The following is a 20970-nucleotide window of genomic DNA, read 5'->3' as shown; positions in this document are numbered from 1 at the left end:
AGCCCTTATATATGAGTGGCAGCAGCAACTTTGAGCGGCGTCCAATTCCGCCGGCGCGGGAGGTTTGCGAGGCCCATGAGGCCCACGACGCGCGCATGGTTAATGGGGAACCGCGGGGTGGTCTGACCTTCCGCCAGGTTGTGCTGATTACTGCCATATTCGTCGTGGTGACGCTGCTGGTCATGCACAGCCTCATCAACGGTCTGGGAAGCGTTGAAGGGGTGAAGGGCGACGCTAAAGCGGTGACACGCGAGGCTCCCGGACCTGCGGATGGTTCGGAGCAGAATGGTAGCAACGGCGCTGGTGAACACGGTGCTGGTGGTTACGACGATCTGAAACTCGGAGAGCTGCCGCCGGGCGGTAAGTACACCACGAAAGGCAGCGGAAAGTTCCGCACCGTCGGCGAGCCGGGGAAGTCTTTCGGCGAGGGCAAGAAAAAGTTCACCTATGTGGTGGAAGTGGAAACGACTCTGAAGGCCTCGGCCTATGGCGGGGACGATGCGTTTGCTGCGATGGTAGATGCCACGCTATCCAATCCGAAGTCTTGGGGCGGCGACCCGCGGTTTTCCTTTCAACACGTCGACGAAAAGAAACTGAAGAACGGTGAGGAGCCGGATCTGAGAATCCAGCTCACCTCGACCGAGACCACGGCGAAGACGTGCGGGGATACCTACGGGATCGAAACTAGCTGCAACTATCCGGGGGAGCGCCGCGTGGTGCTCAACGAGGCACGCTGGGTGCGGGGAGCGATCCCCTTTGAAGGGGATCTGGGCGCGTACCGGCAGTACATGATCAACCACGAGGTCGGCCACGGCGTGGGGCACAAGGCACACAAGCCGTGCACACGCGACGGTGGGCTGGCGCCGGTGATGATGCAGCAGACAATCAGTCTGAACAACGCCGAGATCTATAAAATCAACCCAGAAGAGCCCTTCGGACACGATTCGAAAACCTGCCGGGCCAACCCGTGGGTTTTCCCCTACGGTCCGAAAGACTCCTAACCCACGCGACCCAAGCGACCTAAGTGACACAAGCAGAGCCAAGAAAAACGAGCAGATGATCAACGACGACCCGCACAGTGACTTCAACTCCCCGCCACCTGCGCATATTCTTGCCAGTTTCCAGGTTCCATCGGCGCGTCCGGTGTTGTTGGAGCAGGAGTGGAGCCAGGGGTGGCGCTGCGACCGGGCAGTGATTTCCCGCGCCGATGAACCGGCGCGCGCGGCGTGGATCGCCAAGATCATGTCGAAGGTGCGGCCCGCGGGAGTGTCCATGTCGCGCCCGATCTTCTCCTCCGATGGCCGCTTTAGCGTGTCCGGTTGGCGTGCGAGGACGTTTATGTCTGGCCACCAGTCGCCGCGTTTCGATGAGATGGTGGCAGCTGCGCTGCGGTTGAACGAGGCCCTGCGTGGCGAACCGAAGCCGACGTTCTTGGCGCCCCCGGTGGCGGGCAAGAAGTGGTACGAATACGACCTATACGCCGCAGCTGACCAGGCGGCGTTCGCGGAGGATCCAGCCGAATGGGTTACGCCGGTGCTGGCGCCAGAGAGCGTACCCCGCGAGGACGTAGCCGCAGCACTGGTCAAGGCCGCTGTGCTGGCCGAGATGCGCAGCCCCATCAGGGAAGACGACCAGCTGGTGCACGGGGACATGGCCGGGTGCACCATCTTTGATGGAACCGCCGACCCGATCGTGACGGATCTGTACCCGGCATGGCATCCGGCGGCGTGGACAGTGGCTTTGCTGATCGTGGACACGATGGCCTGGGGCAATGCTCCGGACGCGCTGCTGGATAGGTGGGCACACCTTCCGGACTTTCCGCAGTTGGCACTGCGAGCCGTGATGTACCGACTTTTCCTCCATGCGATGCTGCCGAACTCGCAGCCGGAATCCTGGGAGGGGCTCGGTCGAGTGGCCGATGTTGTCGAAGCGTGGGTGGCTAAGCAAGAGGTTGTCCGGGGCACGTGACAAACTAAGAGTCATGGATCGCCACAACCCAGATAAGAATCCGCAGAACACTCGCGATATTAACCGTGACCTGGAAAAACGCCTTGGTGCTAGCGGGCAGCCGCAAGTGCGACTAGGGGAATCCGCTTCGGCCTTCAGCGCCACGGAGCACTTCGATGGGCTGGCAGGCGCGCTGGTAGAAGGTTCCGCCAAAGTTGACTATTCGAAACCCTATGCGATTCTCGGTGGGGCGGGTACCGGCAAAACGTCGCTACTGATCGCTGCAGCTAGAGATTTCCTGCTGCAGGGGGGATCGGCGTCCGAAATAATGTTCTTCGCCCCGTCGAAGGAGGCGGCGACGGCCGTGCGTGCCTCGCTGTACGAACGGGTGGCAGGGGAAGGCGATTACGCGGCGTCCGGCACTTTTGTGCGATCGGTGCACTCATGGGCGTTTGCTTTCTACCGCAGCGTGCAGGCTCTGCGAGGGAAGAAGCCGCCACGGCTGATTACGGGTGCGGAGCACGACATGCAGATCCGTGAGATTCTGCGTGGCACGGCGCAAGATGGCAACCGGTACTGGCCGGACAACGTGGTTCCCGCGCTGGACTACGCCGGGTTTGCTCAGCAGTTGCGCGACTTGTTGTTGCGCGCCACCGAGCGCGGGCTGTCGGCGGCGGATCTGCGGGAGCTGGGGGTGGCGCACGACCGGCCGATGTGGGAGGGTGCGGGACATTTCTTAGAGGAATACCAGCAGGTACAGCGGCTGAGTCGCTCGGAGAGCTTGAACGCTTCTGAGCTGCTGCATGCCACGTTAGGCGCGTTCGAATGCCCTGAAGGCGCGCAGGTGGTGGAGCAGCAGCGGGAGAGGGTGAAGTTGCTGCTGGTGGACGATGCACACAACTTGGATCCGGCCTCGGCGCGGCTGATCCAGAGCTTTATCGCCCCCGGCACGCGCACCCTTATCGCGGGCGACCCGGATCAGTGCGTGTTCCACTTCCGCGGCGCGGATGAGGCTTTTTTGGACTCCTACTCGCAGGACCCGGATCACCGGGTTGTGCTCAGTGCTTCCTATCGTTTGACGCCCCCTGCGGCTCAGTCCGTTAATGCCGTCCGTAGGCACCTGAGTGCCCAGCCGAGTCGCGTGGAGCTGCGCTCTGCCGGTGCGGGGGAGACCGTAGGTGCTGCGGTTGCGGAGTCTATGAGTGCGGATTCCGTGCAGGTAACGATCGCCCCGACGGAGACGGCAGAGCGGCTGAAGATCGTAGATGTAGTGCGCCGTGCGCACGTCGAGGATTCGGTGCCGTGGGACGACATTGCCGTGATCGTGCGTGGCACGGGAAGCATCGCGCGGGTGCGCAGGTCGCTGATGGCCTATGGCGTGCCCGTGAAGGTGGATCCGACCTCCGTGGTACTGGCCGAACAGCCACTGGTGCGAATGCTGCTGCTGGCGGCGGAGGCCAGCTACCGGGACCTGACGGTGGCGGAGATGAGCGACCTGCTGGAGGGCAGCGTCGGTGGCGCAGATCCGGTGATGGTGCGCCGCGTGCACCGTGCAGTGGCGCTGGCCATCCGCTCCGCGCAGCTGGCCGGGCAGGCGCTACGGCAGCACGACAACGGTGCGCCCTTCCAAGCCGCTGACTACGTGACGGAGCTGCTGAATCGCCCCGAGGCCCCGGAAAATCAGTGGGTCACTAGCCACTGCGGACCGCGTGAACAGGAGGTCCTGCAGCGAGTGTCCACCGTGCTGGAGGCCGGGCGGAAGGCACTGGTGGGGCAGCAGAGCGTGGAGATGGTGCTGTGGAAGATCTGGCAGGCCACGAAGCTGGATATGCATCTGCGCACACAAGCGCTGAAGGGGGGATCCCTGGGCGCACAGGCCGATGCCGACCTTGATGCGGTGATGAGCCTGTTCGACATCGTCGGTGACTTCGCAGAGCGCAATCCGCAGGCGAAGGTGAAGAGCTTCATTGACAACATCCGGGCCCAACAAGTGCCCACCGGCGGGCGCGACCAGCGCGGCGTGCGCGCCGGGGCGGTGGAGATCCTGCCGGCCCACGCGGCAGCAGGGCGCCAGTGGAAGGTTGCCGTGGTGGCCGGAGTGCAGGAAGGCCAGTGGCCTACCGGGCCGACCGTCGGCGGTTTGTTCGGCCAGCTAGAGCTCGTGGATTTGCTGGACCGGAACATCGACCCGAGCGTGCCTGTCTCCCGCATCAACGATGCGATCGAAGAAGAACGCCGACTGTTCCTGCTGGCCATCAGCCGCGCGACGGATATCGTGCATGTGACGAGTGTGCAGAACTCTGGTGACGAGGCTCTGGTGCCATCGCGCTTCATCGCCGAGATGGAGGTAGAGCCCACCGAGCTGGCAGCGACGGGTGACATCGAGGAGGCCTCCAGCCAACCGCCTGCCACATCCACAACTGGTGCGCTGCCGCGCGTGCTGGCCATCGAATCCCTGCTGGCGGAGCTGCGGGATGCTGTAACCGATGAGAATCGGCCCGGCCACGAACGGCGTGCGGCTGCGCGGAACCTGGCCAAGATGGCGCGGGCTGGTGTGCACGGTGCGGCGCCGGAGGACTGGTGGGGAATGGCGCAGCCTTCCTCGGAGGAGCGGGTGCTGTCGGGGGGCAAGATCCGGATAAGCCCCTCCAAGCTGGAGAGTTGGAACACCTGCGCGCTGCGGACCTTCCTGGATAGCAACGGCGGAGTGAGCGAATCCACCGAACCCATGCGCGTGGGCATCTTTATCCACGCCATCGCCGAGCAGATTGTGCAAGGCATGGAGCTCGGCGAAGCACAGCTGGCGGTCATAGAGATTCTGCCGCACGTGCTCGACGGGCCAGGGTGGAAGGATGCGCACACTGTGCAGCGCTGGGAGGGTGGCGTCGAGAAACTACATGAGTTCATTACCGGATACAGGGACCAAGGATTCGACCTAGAGACCGAGCGCACCCTGCGGGCACAAGTGGGACAGACCGAGGACGGGATAGAGGTGACCCTGAGCGGACGTGCGGACCTGTTGGCGACGAACCCGGAGGATGGGCTGACGCAGGTGATCGACTTTAAGACAGGCAAGAAAGCGGTGTCGGAAAAGGCTGCAGAAGAGAGCCCGCAGCTCAGAGCGTATCAATTCTTGCTTACGCTCACCGAGCGCCCTGGCGGCGATGGGAAAAAGTACCAGCCCGGTGGTGCCGCGCTAGTCTACCCCGGAACCGAGGGAAGGCGCATTGCCAAACCTCAGGCAGAGCTGACAGAGGAAAAACTGGGTGACACGCACGACATGTTGATGGATATAGCTCCAGTGACAGCGGGGCCTACGTATCTGGCGACAATCAACGAGGAGTGCACGAACTGCGCATTCACATCGATTTGCCCCGCACAGCCAGAAGGAAAGCAGGTGGTCTAAATGGATAACAACAGGCACATTTTCAGCCCGCAGGAGCTATCCCAGCTGATGGGACAGAGGTTCGCCCCGACCGACGAGCAGGCCGAAGTCATCCAGGCCGGGCCGTTCGGCAACTTTCTGGTAGTTGCCGGAGCAGGCGCCGGTAAGACCGAAACCATGGCGGCGCGGGCCGTGTGGATGGTGGCCAACGGCTTCGCCCGGCCCGAGCAGATTCTGGGGCTGACCTTTACCCGCAAGGCTGCCGCGGAGCTGGGGGAGCGCATCCGCCAGCGCCTACAGACGCTGGCGAGCAGCGCCTTCATGGATCAGCTGGCCACCGATGATCCGCGGCGCGAGGCGTTGAAGAACATCGCGCCGGCAGTGGCTACGTATGACTCCTATGCGGGGGACATCGTCCGTGAGTATGGACTGTTGATCCCTTCGGAGCCTGCGGCCAGGCTTATTACGGACGCCGAACGGTGGATGGTGGCCCGCGATGTGGTGCTGAACTCGCAGGGGAAGATATCCGTAGATAGGGCTGTGGGAACGGTCATCGAGGAGGTGTGCGCTCTGTCCGATGAGATGGACAACCACCTGGCGGACCCGGAAAAAGTAGCGGAGGAAAGTGAGGAGGCGCGAGAGGTTCTCAAAGACCTACCAAGGAAAGCGAGAAGTCGAGTCGAGTTCAACAAAGAGAACCGGAGTTTCCTCGACGCGCAGGAATACCGCATCGAGCTTTTGCAGCTGGTGCGCGAATATCGGGAAGAGCTCCAGCGCCGGGAGTTGCTGACATTCGGCCAGCAGATGAGCAAGGCTGCGGGACTTGTGCGTGATCACGAGGTCGTCGGGGAAGAACAACGGCGACGTTTCCGCGTGGTGATGCTGGACGAGTACCAGGACACTGGACATGCCCAACGCATCATGCTGTCTTCGTTGTTTGGCAAGGGAAAGGCGAACGACGGCGAGTTCTCCGCGATGGCGGTGGGCGATCCTATGCAGTCGATTTATCTTTTCCGCGGCGCGACGGCCTCTAACTTGGAGAAGTTCCGCGAGGACTTTCGGGATTCGAACGGGAACCCAGCGGAGAAGCTGCAGCTGCTGACCTCCTGGCGCAACCCCACCACCGTGTTGGATATGGCCAACAAGGTCTCTACCTGGTCCATGGAGCGAAGCACCGACAGCACCGGACGCCTAGTTTCCGAGCTGCGCCCGCGCCCTGGTGCTGAAGACGGCGAGGTCGCTGTGGCTTTCTTTGATGAGCGCGAACAGGAGCTCGACTGGATGGCTGACAAGCTGCAGGAACGATGGCAGGAGTACCAGCAGAAGCTGGAAACGGCAGACGACCCGTCCAAGGTCAGACCTTTTTCCGCAGCGGTATTGGTGACCAAGAATGCGAACGCTGTTCCTATCTACAACAAGCTGGTCGAACGCGGGGTGCCCGCAGACATGACCGCCGGGCCAGGCCTGCTGGATCTTCCTGAAGTTGCAGATATCTTTGCCACACTGCGGGTGCTGGTGGATCCGACTGATGACGTGGCACTGCTGCGCCTGTTGACTGGCCCGAGGTGGAACATCGGTGCCGCTGACCTTGCGGTGCTCACGCGACGCGCAGAGCAGATTGCCAAACGCGGATCTGGGGAAGCGGAAAACATCGACGAAACCGTTTTGGAGCAGGAGCGACTGGAGAAAATCGAGTCTCTCCACACGCCCGGCGTGCGTGATGAACTGATCGCGGAGATCCTAGATGCCATTCCAGACCCCACTGATTTTTCTGTCGGTCTGGTTGATGCACTCGCGGACATTCGAGATGCCGCGGATATGGGGATGTCAGCCGAAGGCGCCCAAAGGCTGGAGCTGCTCGGTCGGGAGCTGGGGTATCTGCGGCGCCACAGCCTCAGCAAGAACCTGCCGGACTTGGTCGCGGACATCGAGAAGATGCTGGGAGTGCGGCATGAGGTGCTGGCGCGCTGGCATCGCCACCCGGATCAATCTATTGGCACCAGCCACCTGGATAGATTTGCGGATATCGTTCGCGATTTCTCCCGTATCGGATCCGCAACCCCGAAAGCGCTGGTCGAATATCTGAAGGCGGCGCATGCCGAAGAAGACGGACTGACCCCCGGAGAAGTCCAGCGCAAGGACAATACCGTGCAGATCCTCACCGTCCATAAAGCCAAGGGCCTGGAGTGGGACATCGTTGCGGTGCCGCATGCTACGCGCGACAGTTTCAGCGATTACGCGCAACCACGGAAAGACAAGAAGTATTCATGGACAACCACCGCTCAGGTCATTCCCAGCAGCCTGCGCGGGGATGCGGGGGATAAGCCCGGAATGTACCCAAAGCTGTCCCTTGAAGGCGTCGAGGACAGAAAGGCGCACGCGGACGCCTATGACGCATTCAATGTGGAGGTCAAGCGCTTCCGTTCAAAGGAGAACGACCGGCTGTTCTACGTGGCCATCACCCGATCCCAGAGGGTGCTCTATGTCAGTGGAGCGGCATATAAGGACGGCGCCAAGGACGCACAGGATCCTTCACTGTGTCTAGTACTGTTGCGGGACCACCTGCGGGAAAACAACCGCAATGATTGTGTAGAGCACTGGTCTGACATGGGGCAGTATTACTCGAAGTTGGATGAGATGTTGAATAACTCGGAGCTTCCAGTCGAGCAGAGGAAGCTGCTTCCCACTGTCGAGGTCAATTCCCGGCGTTTAGAGTATGGCGAAGAGCGACAGCAGCGCGTCGCTGAAGCGAACAATGGCGCAGGCGCCCCCTGGCCCAGCCCAGCTCCCGCTACAGAGCGCCCCGGTGTGGCCGAAGCCGCCGACATGGTGCGCAAGGAAATCGAGGCGCTAGGCACGCAGGAGCCGGACAGCGCTGACACCCCCACCCCCTCCGCGCCCACCACTGTGGCCGAGGTGTGGGACCTCGAGACGGATATGCTGCTCGAGGAATATTCGGAAATGGACAACGCCGAGGTACTGGTGCCACTGAAGGTGCGACTCACGGCAACCGAGATGGTGAGCCTGCGCAGGGATTCCGAAGAGTTCGCCCTGCGCGCCCGTCGTCCAATTCCCCTCGAGCCGAAGCCCTACGCCAAGCGCGGCACCGCGTTCCACAACTGGGTGGAAGAACGCTACAAGCAGGTCACCCTGTTGGACGAGGAAGAGCTGCCGGGCGCCTCGGATGCTTCGCTCGGCGACCCTTACCTCGAGACCCTGAAGGAGGCGTTCCTGCGCTCTGCATGGGCCGATCGCCAACCCGAAAGCGTGGAGGGCGCCTACTCTGTCACGATCGGCGGTCACGTGTTTGAGGGACGTATTGACGCCGTATTCCACGAAGGAGACGATCCCACCGACGGCTGGATCGTGGTGGACTGGAAAACAGGGCGCAAACCCACCGGCGCGGAACTGGACGCAGCCGAACAGCAGCTGGCCATTTACAGGCTGGCATGGGCGAAACTCCTCAGCACCAAACTGGGCGTGGAGGTGCCCGCCGACAACGTTCGCGCCGTGTTTCACTATGTCGCGGCAAATGAGACCTATGAACCGCGTACACTACTGTCTGCAGAGCAACTCGAGCGGATGCTTGGGGGCGTTACAAAGAAGGCACCCCAAGAACACGACGGCGAAGAGCCACAAGGCAGCATCGAGCAGTGACGAGAGGACGTAGATGAGAGACCGGCTGCGCGAACGTTTTCGCGCCGACGATGAGGTCGATGAGCTACCGCCGCACGCACTGCTGAACATCGTCCGCATCCCGACCTCGGTGGTACAAAGCCCCTGGTGGCTCATTATCCGACGGATGTTCTACGCCTTCCTGCTGGTGCTGTTCGTCGCCTGCCTGGCCTACTTCGACAGGGACGGCTACGACGGGATGGAAACTTTTGTGGACGCCCTGTATTACTCGTCGGTGTCTCTCTCGACGACGGGCTACGGCGATGTGTCACCGCAGACGCAGAACGCGCGACTGGTCAACACCCTCATCATCACCCCGGCCCGCCTGGTCTTCCTGGTGCTGCTGGTCGGCACGACGCTGTCAGTGCTGACCGAAGAATCCCGCAAAACGTTAGTCATCCGCCGCTGGAGGAAGAAAATGCGTAACCACACCATCGTTATCGGCTACGGCACCAAGGGCCGCTCCGCTATCGCGGCGCTGCTGGCCGACGGCGTATCGCCTTCGCAGATCGTCGTGGTGGATACGGACAGGGAGGTGCTGGATCAGGCGTCCGCGCAGGGGCTGGTGACGGTGCAGGGTACGGCTACCCGCTCCGACGTGCTGAAACTCGCCGGTGTGAACCGTGCCCGCGCGGTGGTCGTCGCACCGAACCAGGACGATACAGCGGTGCTGATCACACTGTCGGTGCGCGAGATCGCGCCTTCTGCAACGATCGTCGCGAGTGTGCGCGAATCCGATAACTCGCACCTGCTGCGGCAATCCGGTGCAGACTCGGTGGTCGTTTCCTCCGAAACGGCCGGGCGCCTGATGGGACTGGCGACGGTTACACCATCAGTGACGGAGATGATGGAGGATCTGCTGTCGCCGGACGAAGGCTTCTCTATCGCCGAGCGCCTGGTCACCGAGGAAGAGGTTGGCGGCAACCCCCGCGTGCTGGAAGACGTGGTGCTGGGGGTGGTGCGCTCTGGCGAGCTGTACCGCATCGATTCCTCCGAGGCAGAGACGATCGAACCGGGCGACCGTGTGCTGTACGTGCGCTCCAACCCCGGTGCCGACGATATTCTCGGCACCAAGTAGGGGATCTGAGTGAGCTCCCTACTGGATGGTCTGGATCCGGAACAGGCGAGAGCGGCCTCCGCCCCGCGCGGACCGGTGAGCATCATCGCAGGCGCCGGCACCGGCAAGACCCGCACCATTACCCACCGCATTGCCTACCTGGTCGAGGGCGGATTCGTGAACCCCGACCACGTCTTGGCCGTGACCTTCACCGCCCGTGCGGCCGCGGAACTGCGTGAGCGCCTAGCGCTGATGAACATCCCCAAGGTGCAGGCCAAGACCTTCCACGCCGCCGCCATGCGGCAGCTGAAATACTTTTGGCCCGCCTATGCGGGCGACCTGCCGTGGACGCTGCTGGACAACAAGTTCCGCGTCGTCTCCCGCGCCGCGCGGGCCGCGGGAGTAGAGGTCAGCACCCCGATGCTGGCGGACCTCATCGGGGAAATCGAATGGGCGAAATCCTCCTTGATCAGCGCGGAAGACTACCCGGACTTCGTTGAACCGCGCCGCCGTGATTGCCCAGTCGCCCCGCATACCTTCGTCAAGGTCTTTCAGGGCTACGAGAACCTCAAGGCCACGCCGGAGGGAATGCTGCTGGACTTCGACGATCTGCTGCTGCACATGGCCGCAGCCATCGAGTCCAACACCGGCATCGCCGACGAGTTTCGTTCGCGCTACCGCACCTTCGTGGTCGACGAGTACCAGGACGTTACGCCCCTCCAGCAGCGCGTGTTGGACGCGTGGGTAGGCGACCGCGACGATCTGACCGTTGTGGGCGACGCGAACCAGACGATCTACAGCTTCAACGGCGCCACGCCGGAGTATCTGCTGGACTTCACCACCAAGTACCCGGAGTCCACCACCGTCCGCCTGCACCGGGACTACCGTTCCACCCCGCAGGTCGTGGACCTGGCTAACAATGTGATCGGCAAGGCGAAAGGACGCGTTGCGGGCACGCGGCTGAAGCTGGAGGGCCAGCGCCCCGCAGGTCCGCTCCCGCAGTTCCACGAGTACCCCGACGAGCCCGCCGAGGCTGTGGCGGTAGTCAAGGAAATCCAGACGCTTATCCGCAAGGGCGTGGAACCCGCGAACATCGCGATCCTCTACCGCATCAACTCCCAGTCCGCGAACTACGAATACGAGCTCGAACAGGCCGGCATTGGCTACCAGGTCAAAGGCGGCGAGGGCTTCTTCAAGCGCGCGGAAATCCGGGAGGGAATGAACGCCATCACCGCCGCGGCGAAGAAGTACGACCCGGACCCGGAGGATGTGCCGGATGCCGTCCGCGCCGCGCTCGTCCCCGTCGGCCTGACGTCCACCGAACCCTCCGGTACCCAGGAGCGCGCCCGCTGGCAGTCCCTGCAGGCCCTCTTCCAGCTGGTCAAGGACATCACCACCACCGCGACCGAACCTTTAAGCATGCAGGGCGTAGTCGCGTTGCTGAAGGAACGCATGAGCGCGAAGAACCCGCCGAAGTTCCAGGGAGTCACCCTGGCCAGCATTCACGCGGCCAAGGGCCTGGAATGGGACGCTGTATTCCTGGTCGGCCTCAACGAGGGCACCTTGCCGATCCGCCATGCCCTCAAAGGAGCGGGCTCGGAAGAGGCGATCGAGGAGGAACGCCGACTGTTCTACGTCGGCATCACCCGCGCTCGGGAGCACCTGCACCTCAGCTGGTCGCTGGCTCGCCAGGAGGGCTCCAAGTCGAACCGTCGCCGCACGCGCTTCCTCGACGGTTTGGTCCCGCAGGAGGAAGCGGCCGCCGCACAGCGTCGTTCCGGTACTGGCGCCTCCGGTTCGCGGGACAGGCTGGGCGCGCCGAAGAATGCCTGCGTGGTCTGCGGATCCAGGCTCGGCAGCCCGGAGCTAAAGATCCTCGGCCGCTGCGGGGAGCACGCCCCCGAGACTGATCACCTTCTGCTGACGGAGCTGCGGCAGTGGCGCAGCGCTCTGGCCAAGGACAAGGCGGTGCCGGCGTATGTCATTTTTAGTGACGCCACGTTGCGCGCCATTGCCGAGCAGCTGCCCACCACGTCTGACCAGTTGGTGGCCGTGCCGGGCATTGGTCCGGTCAAGGTGAAGGAGTTTGGTGAGGACGTTCTGGCGATCGTCAGCAACTACGCCTAGTTGGTCTTGTGCACAGTTGATCCCGTGCACAGTTGGCCTCGTGCACAGCTAAACCCGCACCGCCCGGCAGGACAGGCAGTTGTCGTCGAAGGGGATGGGGTGGGTGTGCACGGCACCGGTGGCAAAGTCCACTAGCCGCCGTTGGGTGAGGACCTCCGGGATATCCGGTGGAGTCGGCAGCGCTTCCTGCCTAAGCCGCGCCATCTTTCGTTCCTGCCGATACTCGCGTTGCGCGCGCCACCAAGGCAGGACGTGTTCGTTAAGCATCATCGCAAACTGTGTGGAGGCTGCCTGGATCAGGTGCCTTTCCGTACTTCCGGGTCTACCTGTCGCCTGCAAGCGCACTCCTTTCCACCCGTCGTCGATCTGCCCGTAGTAGCTATCGGTGCAGGCCAGGCAGGGTGTTATGCCAGGGACGACCAGTGGGCCCAGCACCGATCGGCCGTCCACGATGCCAGCAGGGTAGTGGGCTACCCGGTTGACCATCAGTGCGTGTTGCACGTCCGGGGTCGGGAATACCGCGCCGGGCAGGGCCATCAGCGATCGCCGAGCCTCGCTGGGGGCGGTGACGATGCGGAAGCTCAAACCAAGAGCCTCTAGCACGGGCTCTAGCCGCTCGCTGGCCACGCCGGAGGCCAGCACGTGGAAGTCCACGTCCGACTGGGACGGCCGCAGGATTTTCGCCTGCAGCATCTCGGAGAGCATCTGCCGCGCATCTTCGGGTTCCAGCCCGCAGTAGCCCATCTTTTGGTGCAGCTCCTCGAACCCGATCCCGCCGCGCGCCAGTGCGAACACGTGCGCTACCTGGCCCGGGTTCACGTTCTTCGGTAGCGGCAGGATCATCGATTCGTGCGGTAGCACCCCGAATTGCAGGCCGATTGTCGGCCTGGCCAGGATCGCTGTGTTGGATGGCAGATTAAGCTCTAGCATGAATGAAGTTCCCCCAAGAAAGAGTCGCGCTCCCCATGCGCGCCTCGTCGCCTCTTACCCTAGCAGCGCTGCACCGTCCTCGCTGGTGGAAAGGATGTTCCTGTGGCTCCCTCCCTGCGTCGGCATAGCGTTATCGACCCTCAGCAGGTGGCCAGCGATGTGCAGGCGGAGCTAGCGCGGCAGCTGGCTCAGGGCAGGGAAGCTACTGACGCTGCGATCCCGCCCGTGAGCATTCGATTGTCCGCCCGGCGGAAAAAGACGGTCGCGGTGCGGGAGGAAGGCGATGGCTTCCTGATCATGGCGCCGGCCATCATTGGGGAGGCCGAGCTACGCAGAATCAGCATGGAGCTGGTGGGTAAGGCGCTGAGCAGTCGGCGTCATACGATAGGCAACAACGAGCTCGTCGAGCGCGCGGCGCAGCTCAACAACAAGTACCTCGGCGGCCGCGCGACGGTAAAAGAGATCAAGTTCGTCACGAACATGAACACGCGTTGGGGCAGTTGCTCGGTGCAGTCGAAGCGCATCCGGATCGCCCACCAGCTGCAGGATGTGCCGGGATATGTGCTGGATGCGGTGATTATCCACGAGCTGATCCACACGTTCGTGCCGAACCACGGCCCGGAGTTCCGCCGCTGGGAGGCGCACACCCCGCACCTGGAGAAGGCGCAGGGCTACCTGGAAGCCTTCAAACGCTGGGGGATGCGCGGCTAGCTACTTCTCGTCGCTCTGGCCGTCGGTGTCGCTCTGGCCGTTCTCGTCGCGCTTCTCGTTGAGCTCCCGCTCCAGCTTCTCGATTTCGCTGATGGGGTTGAAGCCCTCCATCTCGTCCTCGTCGAATGCCACGTTGCTGATGAAGGCCGCCGGGTTGTCCAGGTCGGAGGCAACCGGAAGGAAATCGGGGTGGTCCCATACGCTGTCGCGCTTAGTGACGCCTACCGCATCATCCAGCTTGCGCCACAGCTCGACTGCCTCGTTTGCCTTCGGAGCAGTGAAGCTGATGCCCAGAGCCTTAGTCAGCGCATCCATGGCGGGGGAGCCGTTGTTGCGGAACTCCGACCAGGCGGCGTTGATCATGGCCGCGGCGGGGATGCGGGAATCCAGGGCCACGCCGGTGACGTAATCCACCCAACCCTCGATCAGCGACAGGCTGGTTTCCAGGCGTTCGCGGGCGTGGGTGTTGGAGGAAACGACTTGCGGGGAGAAATCCTGCCCCTGCATGCGCTCCATCATCTCCTGCATCTTCGCCGGGTCGTTCAGCGATTCCGGGGTGAAGTCGCTGGTGGCTTCTTCCATGGCGGAGTAATCCAGCGACAGGCCGGCGGCGAACTCCTCGACATCCAGAATCAGGCGCTCCACCAGCCACGGGACGTGCTTGAACAGGCGCAGGTGCGCTGCCTCGCGCGCGGCCAGGTAGATCAGTGCTTCGCGGGGTTCGCAGCCCAGCTTTTTGGCCATCGCGTCCAGGTGCTCGGTGGCGATGGCAGCGGTCTCGCCTTGCGCAAGTGGTACGCCCCATTGGGTAGAAAGCACGACGTCGCTGGCCATCTCACCCAGAGTGTTGCCGAGCTGCACGCCGAAGTTCATGGCGTTGATCTGCTTCATCATTCCCGCCAGCGGGCCTAGCTGGCTGCGCATTTCCTCCGGCACCCCGCCGAGGGCAGCGTCGCCGAGCTTGTCAGCCAGGGGAGTAACTACCCGCTTCCACGTGTCGAAAGTCTCGTCCAACCACTGCGCGGGGCCGAAGGCCACGGAGCCGGACGCGCCGGCGGGCAGGATGGTGGCTTCGTCCAACCACAGCTCCGCCAGACGCACCGAGTCGGCCACTGCCTGTGAATCGCTGTGGCGCGGGCGGGTGTCCTTCTTGGTGGCGGCGATGCGTTGGCGCGCCGTGCGCTTGGCCATCGCGTAGTTGACCGGCCCCTTACCGTCGGGGCTGTTCATATCGGTTCCGAAGCCGGAAAGCATGGAGCCGAACTGGTTCAGAATGTCGCCCAGGTTGCCGGCCCCCATGTTGCCTGCGCCACCCTTGCCACCGGCGTTGCCGCCCAGGGGGCCGCCGAAGAAGAAACCGAACTGGTTGTCGTGGTTATCTTTGTCGCGGTCGTCGTCGGAATCGTCCGGGCCGTGGAAGCCAAAGCCGAATTTACTCATGTACCCCACCGTACCGACTGTTGCAGTGCGAAAACGACCTCGAAGGGGCATATCGGCGCGTATTTTCGTGTGCTGAGAGCGAACAGGCGCCAGATCGCTCCACAGGGCGCGCTTAGCTAAATCATGGGGAAATACATGTAAAGTTGGGCGGGTGAATTTTTGGAACAGGCGTAATCGCACCATCGTCGTGGGTGCTGTCCCCGTGGTGGCGGTGTTTTCCCTCCTCGGGCTGCCGTCCATTCCCGGCACCAACATCGATCTCACCGTTCCCTATGCCGCTGAAGGCAGCGGGCCGACGTTCAACACCTTGGGCCAGGTCGATGGCCGAGAGGTAGTCGACATCACCGGCGCGAAGACTCACCCGACCAGTGGCAACCTCAACATGACCACCGTATCGGTGCGCACCAATATGACTCTCGCGCAGGCCTTTAAGCGCTGGGTGACCACTGACGACACGCTAGTTCCCCTAGAGCACGTATTCCCCTCCGGCAAGTCCTCGGAGGAGGTGCAGCGCCAGAACGCCGCCGCCTTCGCCAGCTCTGAGTCCAACGCCACAATCTCGGCGATGAACTACCTACGCAAGCCTCTGGAGACCATGGTTCTGGAGGTAGCCGAGGATTCCCCAGCACAGGGAAAGATCGAGGTCAACGACATCGTCACGAAGGTCGATGGGGAGAAGGTTACGCTGCCCAGCGAGCTATCGGACAAGGTTAAGGACAATAAGGCGGGCGATGAGGTCACCATCACCGTCAAGCGCCAGGGCAAGGAAAAAGACATCAAGGTCAAGCTCGGCGAACTGCCGAAGGAGCTACGTGGCGACCATCCGCAGGGCACTGCGTTCCTCGGCGTGACCACCGTTGCCCAGCCGGGTGGCGACATCAAGGTGGAGTACAACCTCACCGACATCGGCGGCCCATCCGCCGGTTTGATGTTCTCTTTGGCGGTGGTCGACAAGCTCTCGCCCGAGGAACTCACAGGTGGGAAGTTCGTCGCCGGTACCGGAACTATTGACGCCTCAGGCAAGGTCGGCCCCATTGGTGGCATCACTCACAAGATCGCCGCCGCCAAGGAAGCTGGTGCAGAGGTGTTCCTCGTACCAGCGAAGAACTGCGCGGAGGCAGTGCATGAGCCTCCGGAGGGAATCACCCTGTTGAAGGTCGACACTCTCGATGATGCGATTAAGGACCTCAAGGATTACAACGAGGGCAAGCAGGCCGATACCTGCAAGTAGCAGCTATTCGTCGGCTTCGAAGGTTGCGCGCAGCGTGTGAATCACGCCGGGGGCGATGTCGTCCCCGCCGAGCAGCTGCACCTTGTCCTGGCCGAAAGGATCTTCTGCAAGCTCCTCCTCGCTGGGGCGTAGCTGGATAAGGGAGCGTTCGGGGCCGGAGAGGTCGGCGTCACAAAGAAGTCCGCTAAACAAGCGAGCCTGGCGCGGGGTAGGGTCCGCACCGGGGGCGGCGTTGGAGAAGGTGATCTCCTGGGCCAGAATCGCACCTACGACGGGGGCGGGCCAGCGGATGGTGGCGAGGAACTGGCCGAGCTCCTCGCTGCCCGGGCGAATGTCCTCCGGAATGTCTTCCTGCACCACGAGGGCGAGGGGATTGGCGGACGCATCGTCGTCGAATGCCTGTGGCGCGGCATCCGCAACCAGAGTGGAAGGTACCAGGGCGAACAAGGTGGCGGGCTGGTCCCAACCCTCCGCCTGTACGAAATCCACAGCCTCGCGTAGCGCGGCATTGAGCACGCGCTCGTCCTGCAGATCGACGGACGCAGAAGGGTCGGGGAAGGTCATGCGAAAGCCTTTCTTAAATCACTGCTGATTTGATCGTGCATTGTTTTGTTATGACGCTTAAGGAATTGTACGTATTCTGGTGGAAACCTCGCGTATTAGCGATACAGACAGGCGCGATAAGCAGGAGAGTAATTAAGCCTTGAGCACGCCAACGCCACCGCCTTCGGGGCGACCGAAGCAGAAGTTCCCATCCAGCCAGGGGCCGAGCAGGCGCTCGAAAATCCTTGGTATTGCAGTGGCGGTTATCGCCGCCGCTATTTTCGTTATCCCGGTGGTGGTGAGTACTTATACCGACTTCGCGTGGTTCCGCAGCGTGGATTACCAGGGCGTGTTCGTGAATGTGATCGTCACCCGCGTGGCACTGTTCGCAATCTTCGGCGCCTTCGGTGCGCTGCTGTCTTGGCTGGCGGCCTTCCTGGCTTACCGCGCGCGGCCGGATGAGATCGACTCGCTGGGCACATCCTCGCCATTGGCGGAGTACCGGCCGATGATTCGCCGCAACATGCGGCCATTCCTGCTGGGGATTCCGCTGTTCGTCGGAGTGATCACCGGCATGATCGTGCAGTCGAATTGGCGCTCTGTATTGATGTTCCTGAACGGTTCGAACTTCGGTGTGCGCGACCCGCAGTTCGGCAAGGATCTGGGCTTTTATGCCTTTAACCTGCCGTTCCTGCAGATGCTGGTTTCTACGTTCAGTGTGCTGCTGATCTTGGCTTTTGTGATCAACGGCGTTGGCCACTACCTGCTGGGATCCATCACTACGGGTAACCCGCGAGTGGGGGAGAAGGCCTCGATCTCCACGAGTGCACGCCGCCAGCTGGCCGTGATCGCGGGCGTGTGGATGCTGCTAAAGGCAGTGGGGTATTGGTTCGACCGCTATGGGCTGCTGACCCGTTCGCACGATACCTTCACCGGCGCTTCCTACACTGATGTGAATGCGGTGCTGCCGGCGCAGATCGTGCTGTTGGTGATCTCCCTGTTCGTCGCAGCGATGTTCTTTGTCACCATTGTGCTGCGCGACCTGCGCATTCCGGCCTTGGCGGTGGCGCTGATGGTGGGTTCCTCGCTGACCGTGGGGTTGATCTGGCCCGCAATGCTGGAGCAGTTCTCCGTCAACCCGAACCGTGCGGAGAAGGAACGCGAGTACATCGCCCGCAACATCGAGGCGACCCGCTACGCCTACGGTATCGGGGACGACAAGGTTACCTACGACCGCGACTGGGGTTCTTCCGGCGATGCGGCGTCGAAGGAACAGAAGAAGGCCGTGGCTGACGATTCTGCCACCCTGTCCAACGTGCGCCTGCTGGACCCGGAAGTACTGACCCCGACGTTTACCCAGCAACAGCAGCTGCGTAACTTCTATGGCTTCCCCGACGAGCTGGCGATCGACCGCTACAAAGTCGATGGCCAGATGCGCGATTTTGTGGTTGCTGCCCGTGAGCTGAACCCGAACACCCTGGACGGTAACCAGAAGGACTGGATCAACCGCCACACCGTGTACACCCACGGCAATGGTTTCGTGGCTGCGCCCGCCCGCAAGGTCGACGAGGTCGCCCGTGATGTGGGATCGGCTCGCGGTGGCTACCCGGTCTACACTGTGGCGGATCTGCAGTCGATGGAATCCGGTAAGCAGGGCGGTGAGCTGAAGCTGGACGTTAAGCAGCCGCGCATTTACTTCGGCCCGGTCATTGCATCGTCGAAACAGAACAACTCCGACTACGCGATCGTCGGCAACACCGAGGGCGAGCCGCTGGAGTACGATACCGACGCATCCAACTACACCTACACCGGTACCGGTGGAGTGGACGTATCGAACTACTTCAACCGCCTGATGTTCTCGGCTCACTTCGAGTCAATGAATATGCTGCTGACCGACCGTATCGGCGAGGGATCGAAGATCCTTTATGAGCGCGACCCCCGCGAGCGCGTCCACAAGGTTGCCCCGTGGCTGACCACGGATTCCAAGACCTACCCGATCGTCATTGACGGCCGTGTGAAGTGGGTCGTTGACGGTTACACGACGTTGAATAACCTGCCCTACTCCGAGCGGATTGGGCTCACTGACTCTACTGCGGACGCCATCAACCCCGACGGCGTTAGTGAGTCCCAGGTCGTCGACAATGAAGTTGGCTACATTCGCAATTCCGTGAAGGCCGTGGTCGATGCCTACGACGGCAGCGTGGATCTGTACGCTTTCGACGAATCGGATCCGGTGCTGAAGGCATGGCGGGGTGCGTTCCCGGGTGTGGTGAAGCCGCGCGCCGAGATCAGCAAGGAGCTGGAGGACCACCTGCGCTACCCGGAGGACATGTTCAAGGTGCAGCGCGAGCTGATCGCTAAGTACCACGTCTCCGACCCGGGCGTGTTCTTCCAGAACGACTCCTTCTGGTCGGTGCCGACCGACCCGACTGCACCGCAGGATCGCCAGGATAACGCACAGCCGCCGTACTACGTGGTGGCGGCTGACCCGAAGACCAACAAGCCTTCTTTCCAGCTGATCACCCCGTTCCGTGGTCTGCGCCGTGAGTTCCTGGCCGCACACATGTCCGTGAGCTCCGACCCGGATAACTACGGCAAGATCAGCGTGCGTGTGCTGCCGACGGGTACGCAGACTCTGGGCCCGAACCAAGCGCAGGACACGATGATGTCCTCTGACGAGATCGCCCGCGAGCGCACCCTGCTGAAGGGCACGAACGACCTGACGAATGGCAACCTGCTGACGTTGCCGGTGGGTGATGGGCAGATCCTGTACGTCGAGCCGGTGTACTCGCAGCGCAGTGGCCAGGACTCGGCCTTCCCGAAGTTGCTGCGCGTGCTGGTGAGCTACAACGGCCAGGTGGGTTACGCCCCGACCATTGCCGAGGCGCTGAGCCAGGTGGGTATTAACACGTCCTCGACGACCGACATCCAGGAGATCGATGGCTCGGTGGTTGATCCGAACAAGAACAAGGGTAAAGACCAGGGCGACGGCAAGGGTAAGGACGAGAGTGACAAGGACAAGAATAAGTCCAAGGACGAGCAGAGCTCGGATGGGAAGGGTGCTGCCGGCAAGTCCGATGACAAGGGCACCGATACGACCCCGGAGCAGCGCGTGCGCGATGCGATGGACAAGGTGAAGAAGACCCGTGAGTCCGGCAGCTTTGAGGAATTCGGCAAGGCGCTGGACGAACTGGATAAGGCAGTCCAGGACCTGCAATCCGAGCGTTAACCACCGGTGAAATCGTCTGCGACCAGGCGATTTCACTTTATCCAAGCTCTGCGTTACAGTAGGGGAGTCGCTGACGCGATAGCGTACAGCACTCGTCGCGGGGTGGAGCAGCTCGGTAGCTCGCTGGGCTCATAACCCAGAGGTCGTCGGTTCGAATCCGGCCCCCGCTACAAATAGCACCCTTCTTCTAGCTTGTGCTGGAAGAGGGGTGCTTCGTTATTGTGTCATCGCCTACGGCGAAAAGGTTATTGCCCCGCCTGTATACGTGCACCTAAGTGGGGTTTGGGGGCTACTTATGCCATGCGGTGATGTGGCTAATATCGGTGGTTTGGCGCGCATGCCACAGGTCATACTCTTCCTGCAGTCCAAGCCAGAACTCTGCAGAGTTCCCAAAGAAAGCAGATAAGCGTAGAGCCATATCGGCGCTTACGCCAATGGAGCCGCGCACCAGTTTGGATATTTGCGAATCGGTCGTCCGGATTTCCTTGGCGAGTCGATACTGGGTAATCCCAAGTGGTTGTAGGAACTCTGCGAACAGGATTTCGCCCGGGTGCGGCACAGGCACCCTATCTAGCGATGAGGCAGTGTTAGTGGTAGTCGATGAAGTCAACATCAACAGCTCCTTTCTGGTTCCAGCGGACAATCTTGCGAAGATCGGGCGGAACGTACCTCGGGGGTGTGCCGTAAAGGTGAAA

13 protein-coding genes and 1 tRNA gene are annotated in these 20970 nt (G+C 62.2%); 10 read left to right on the top strand and 4 right to left on the bottom strand.

Going from position 1 to position 20970, the window contains the following annotated elements:
* The first annotated feature begins 95 nt into the window (after positions 1–95).
* From HMPREF2678_RS09040 to HMPREF2678_RS09015, 6 genes are read left to right on the top strand one after another with little or no spacing between them, the layout of a single operon-like run.
* Positions 96–1001, top strand: a complete 906-nt coding sequence (locus tag HMPREF2678_RS09040) for a DUF3152 domain-containing protein (RefSeq protein ID WP_246817929.1) — start codon at positions 96–98, stop codon at positions 999–1001.
* A gap of 55 nt (positions 1002–1056) precedes the next feature.
* Complete coding sequence (locus tag HMPREF2678_RS09035) at positions 1057–1968, top strand: TIGR02569 family protein (RefSeq protein ID WP_051893819.1); 912 nt, start codon at positions 1057–1059, stop codon at positions 1966–1968.
* Positions 1969–1981: 13 nt separating this feature from the next.
* On the top strand, positions 1982–5353 hold the full coding sequence (locus HMPREF2678_RS09030) for an ATP-dependent helicase (RefSeq protein WP_070552050.1): 3372 nt from the start codon (positions 1982–1984) through the stop codon (positions 5351–5353).
* On the top strand, positions 5354–8989 hold the full coding sequence (locus HMPREF2678_RS09025; RefSeq protein ID WP_070552048.1) for a UvrD-helicase domain-containing protein: 3636 nt from the start codon (positions 5354–5356) through the stop codon (positions 8987–8989). It begins immediately after the preceding gene.
* 13 nt (positions 8990–9002) lie between these two features.
* Positions 9003–10085: a potassium channel family protein gene (locus tag HMPREF2678_RS09020; protein WP_070552046.1), complete on the top strand. Its 1083-nt coding sequence runs from the start codon at positions 9003–9005 to the stop codon at positions 10083–10085.
* Positions 10086–10094: 9 nt separating this feature from the next.
* Complete coding sequence (locus HMPREF2678_RS09015; RefSeq protein ID WP_034972326.1) at positions 10095–12191, top strand: ATP-dependent DNA helicase UvrD2; 2097 nt, start codon at positions 10095–10097, stop codon at positions 12189–12191.
* 48 nt (positions 12192–12239) lie between these two features.
* Here HMPREF2678_RS09015 and HMPREF2678_RS09010 read toward each other — a convergent pair whose 3' ends face one another.
* Entirely contained in the window at positions 12240–13121 is an 882-nt protein-coding gene (locus tag HMPREF2678_RS09010; RefSeq protein WP_070552044.1) for a hypothetical protein, read from the bottom strand.
* 102 nt (positions 13122–13223) lie between these two features.
* Here HMPREF2678_RS09010 and HMPREF2678_RS09005 point away from each other — a divergent pair, with 102 nt between their 5' ends.
* Positions 13224–13832 (top strand): M48 metallopeptidase family protein, encoded by a 609-nt coding sequence (locus HMPREF2678_RS09005; protein WP_034991924.1) that lies wholly within the window; start codon positions 13224–13226, stop codon positions 13830–13832.
* Here HMPREF2678_RS09005 and HMPREF2678_RS09000 read toward each other — a convergent pair whose 3' ends face one another.
* Positions 13833–15272 (bottom strand): zinc-dependent metalloprotease, encoded by a 1440-nt coding sequence (locus HMPREF2678_RS09000; RefSeq protein WP_034972324.1) that lies wholly within the window; start codon positions 15270–15272, stop codon positions 13833–13835.
* Between the two features lie 151 nt (positions 15273–15423).
* On the opposite strand from HMPREF2678_RS09000, the gene HMPREF2678_RS08995 reads away from it, so the two are divergent.
* Positions 15424–16503 (top strand): YlbL family protein, encoded by a 1080-nt coding sequence (locus HMPREF2678_RS08995; protein ID WP_070552042.1) that lies wholly within the window; start codon positions 15424–15426, stop codon positions 16501–16503.
* Between the two features lie 3 nt (positions 16504–16506).
* On the opposite strand, the gene HMPREF2678_RS08990 is transcribed toward HMPREF2678_RS08995, so the two are convergent.
* The gene (locus HMPREF2678_RS08990; protein WP_034991922.1) at positions 16507–17067 is read right to left on the bottom strand and encodes a PPA1309 family protein; all 561 of its coding nucleotides are present in this window, start codon (positions 17065–17067) and stop codon (positions 16507–16509) included.
* A gap of 139 nt (positions 17068–17206) precedes the next feature.
* Between HMPREF2678_RS08990 and HMPREF2678_RS08985 the strand changes: the two genes are divergently transcribed.
* A complete protein-coding gene (locus tag HMPREF2678_RS08985) occupies positions 17207–20275 on the top strand; it encodes a UPF0182 family protein (protein WP_034979500.1) in 3069 nt (1022 codons plus the stop codon).
* 96 nt (positions 20276–20371) lie between these two features.
* Positions 20372–20445: transfer RNA gene (locus HMPREF2678_RS08980), tRNA-Met, on the top strand.
* Between the two features lie 119 nt (positions 20446–20564).
* Here HMPREF2678_RS08980 and HMPREF2678_RS08975 read toward each other — a convergent pair.
* Positions 20565–20888 (bottom strand): HigA family addiction module antitoxin, encoded by a 324-nt coding sequence (locus HMPREF2678_RS08975; RefSeq protein ID WP_070552040.1) that lies wholly within the window; start codon positions 20886–20888, stop codon positions 20565–20567.
* Between the last annotated feature and the right edge of the window lie 82 nt (positions 20889–20970).

Origin of the sequence: Corynebacterium sp. HMSC058E07, assembly GCF_001809885.1 — a bacterium.
GTDB classification, from domain to species: Bacteria; Actinomycetota; Actinomycetes; order Mycobacteriales; family Mycobacteriaceae; genus Corynebacterium; species Corynebacterium macclintockiae.
This window is presented reverse-complemented; position numbering and strand designations above follow the sequence as displayed.

Excerpts from the sequence above, each read along its gene's own strand:
- HMPREF2678_RS09020 (WP_070552046.1), top strand. The coding sequence starts at position 9,003 with ATGAGAGACCGGCTGCGCGAACGTTTTCGCGCCGACGATGAGGTCGAT.
- HMPREF2678_RS09035 (WP_051893819.1), top strand. The coding sequence starts at position 1,057 with ATGATCAACGACGACCCGCACAGTGACTTCAACTCCCCGCCACCTGCG.
- HMPREF2678_RS09030 (WP_070552050.1), top strand. The coding sequence starts at position 1,982 with ATGGATCGCCACAACCCAGATAAGAATCCGCAGAACACTCGCGATATT.
- HMPREF2678_RS09000 (WP_034972324.1), bottom strand. The coding sequence starts at position 15,272 with ATGAGTAAATTCGGCTTTGGCTTCCACGGCCCGGACGATTCCGACGAC.
- HMPREF2678_RS08990 (WP_034991922.1), bottom strand. The coding sequence starts at position 17,067 with ATGACCTTCCCCGACCCTTCTGCGTCCGTCGATCTGCAGGACGAGCGC.
- HMPREF2678_RS09040 (WP_246817929.1), top strand. The coding sequence starts at position 96 with ATGGTTAATGGGGAACCGCGGGGTGGTCTGACCTTCCGCCAGGTTGTG.
- HMPREF2678_RS08975 (WP_070552040.1), bottom strand. The coding sequence starts at position 20,888 with ATGTTGACTTCATCGACTACCACTAACACTGCCTCATCGCTAGATAGG.
- HMPREF2678_RS09010 (WP_070552044.1), bottom strand. The coding sequence starts at position 13,121 with ATGCTAGAGCTTAATCTGCCATCCAACACAGCGATCCTGGCCAGGCCG.
- HMPREF2678_RS09025 (WP_070552048.1), top strand. The coding sequence starts at position 5,354 with ATGGATAACAACAGGCACATTTTCAGCCCGCAGGAGCTATCCCAGCTG.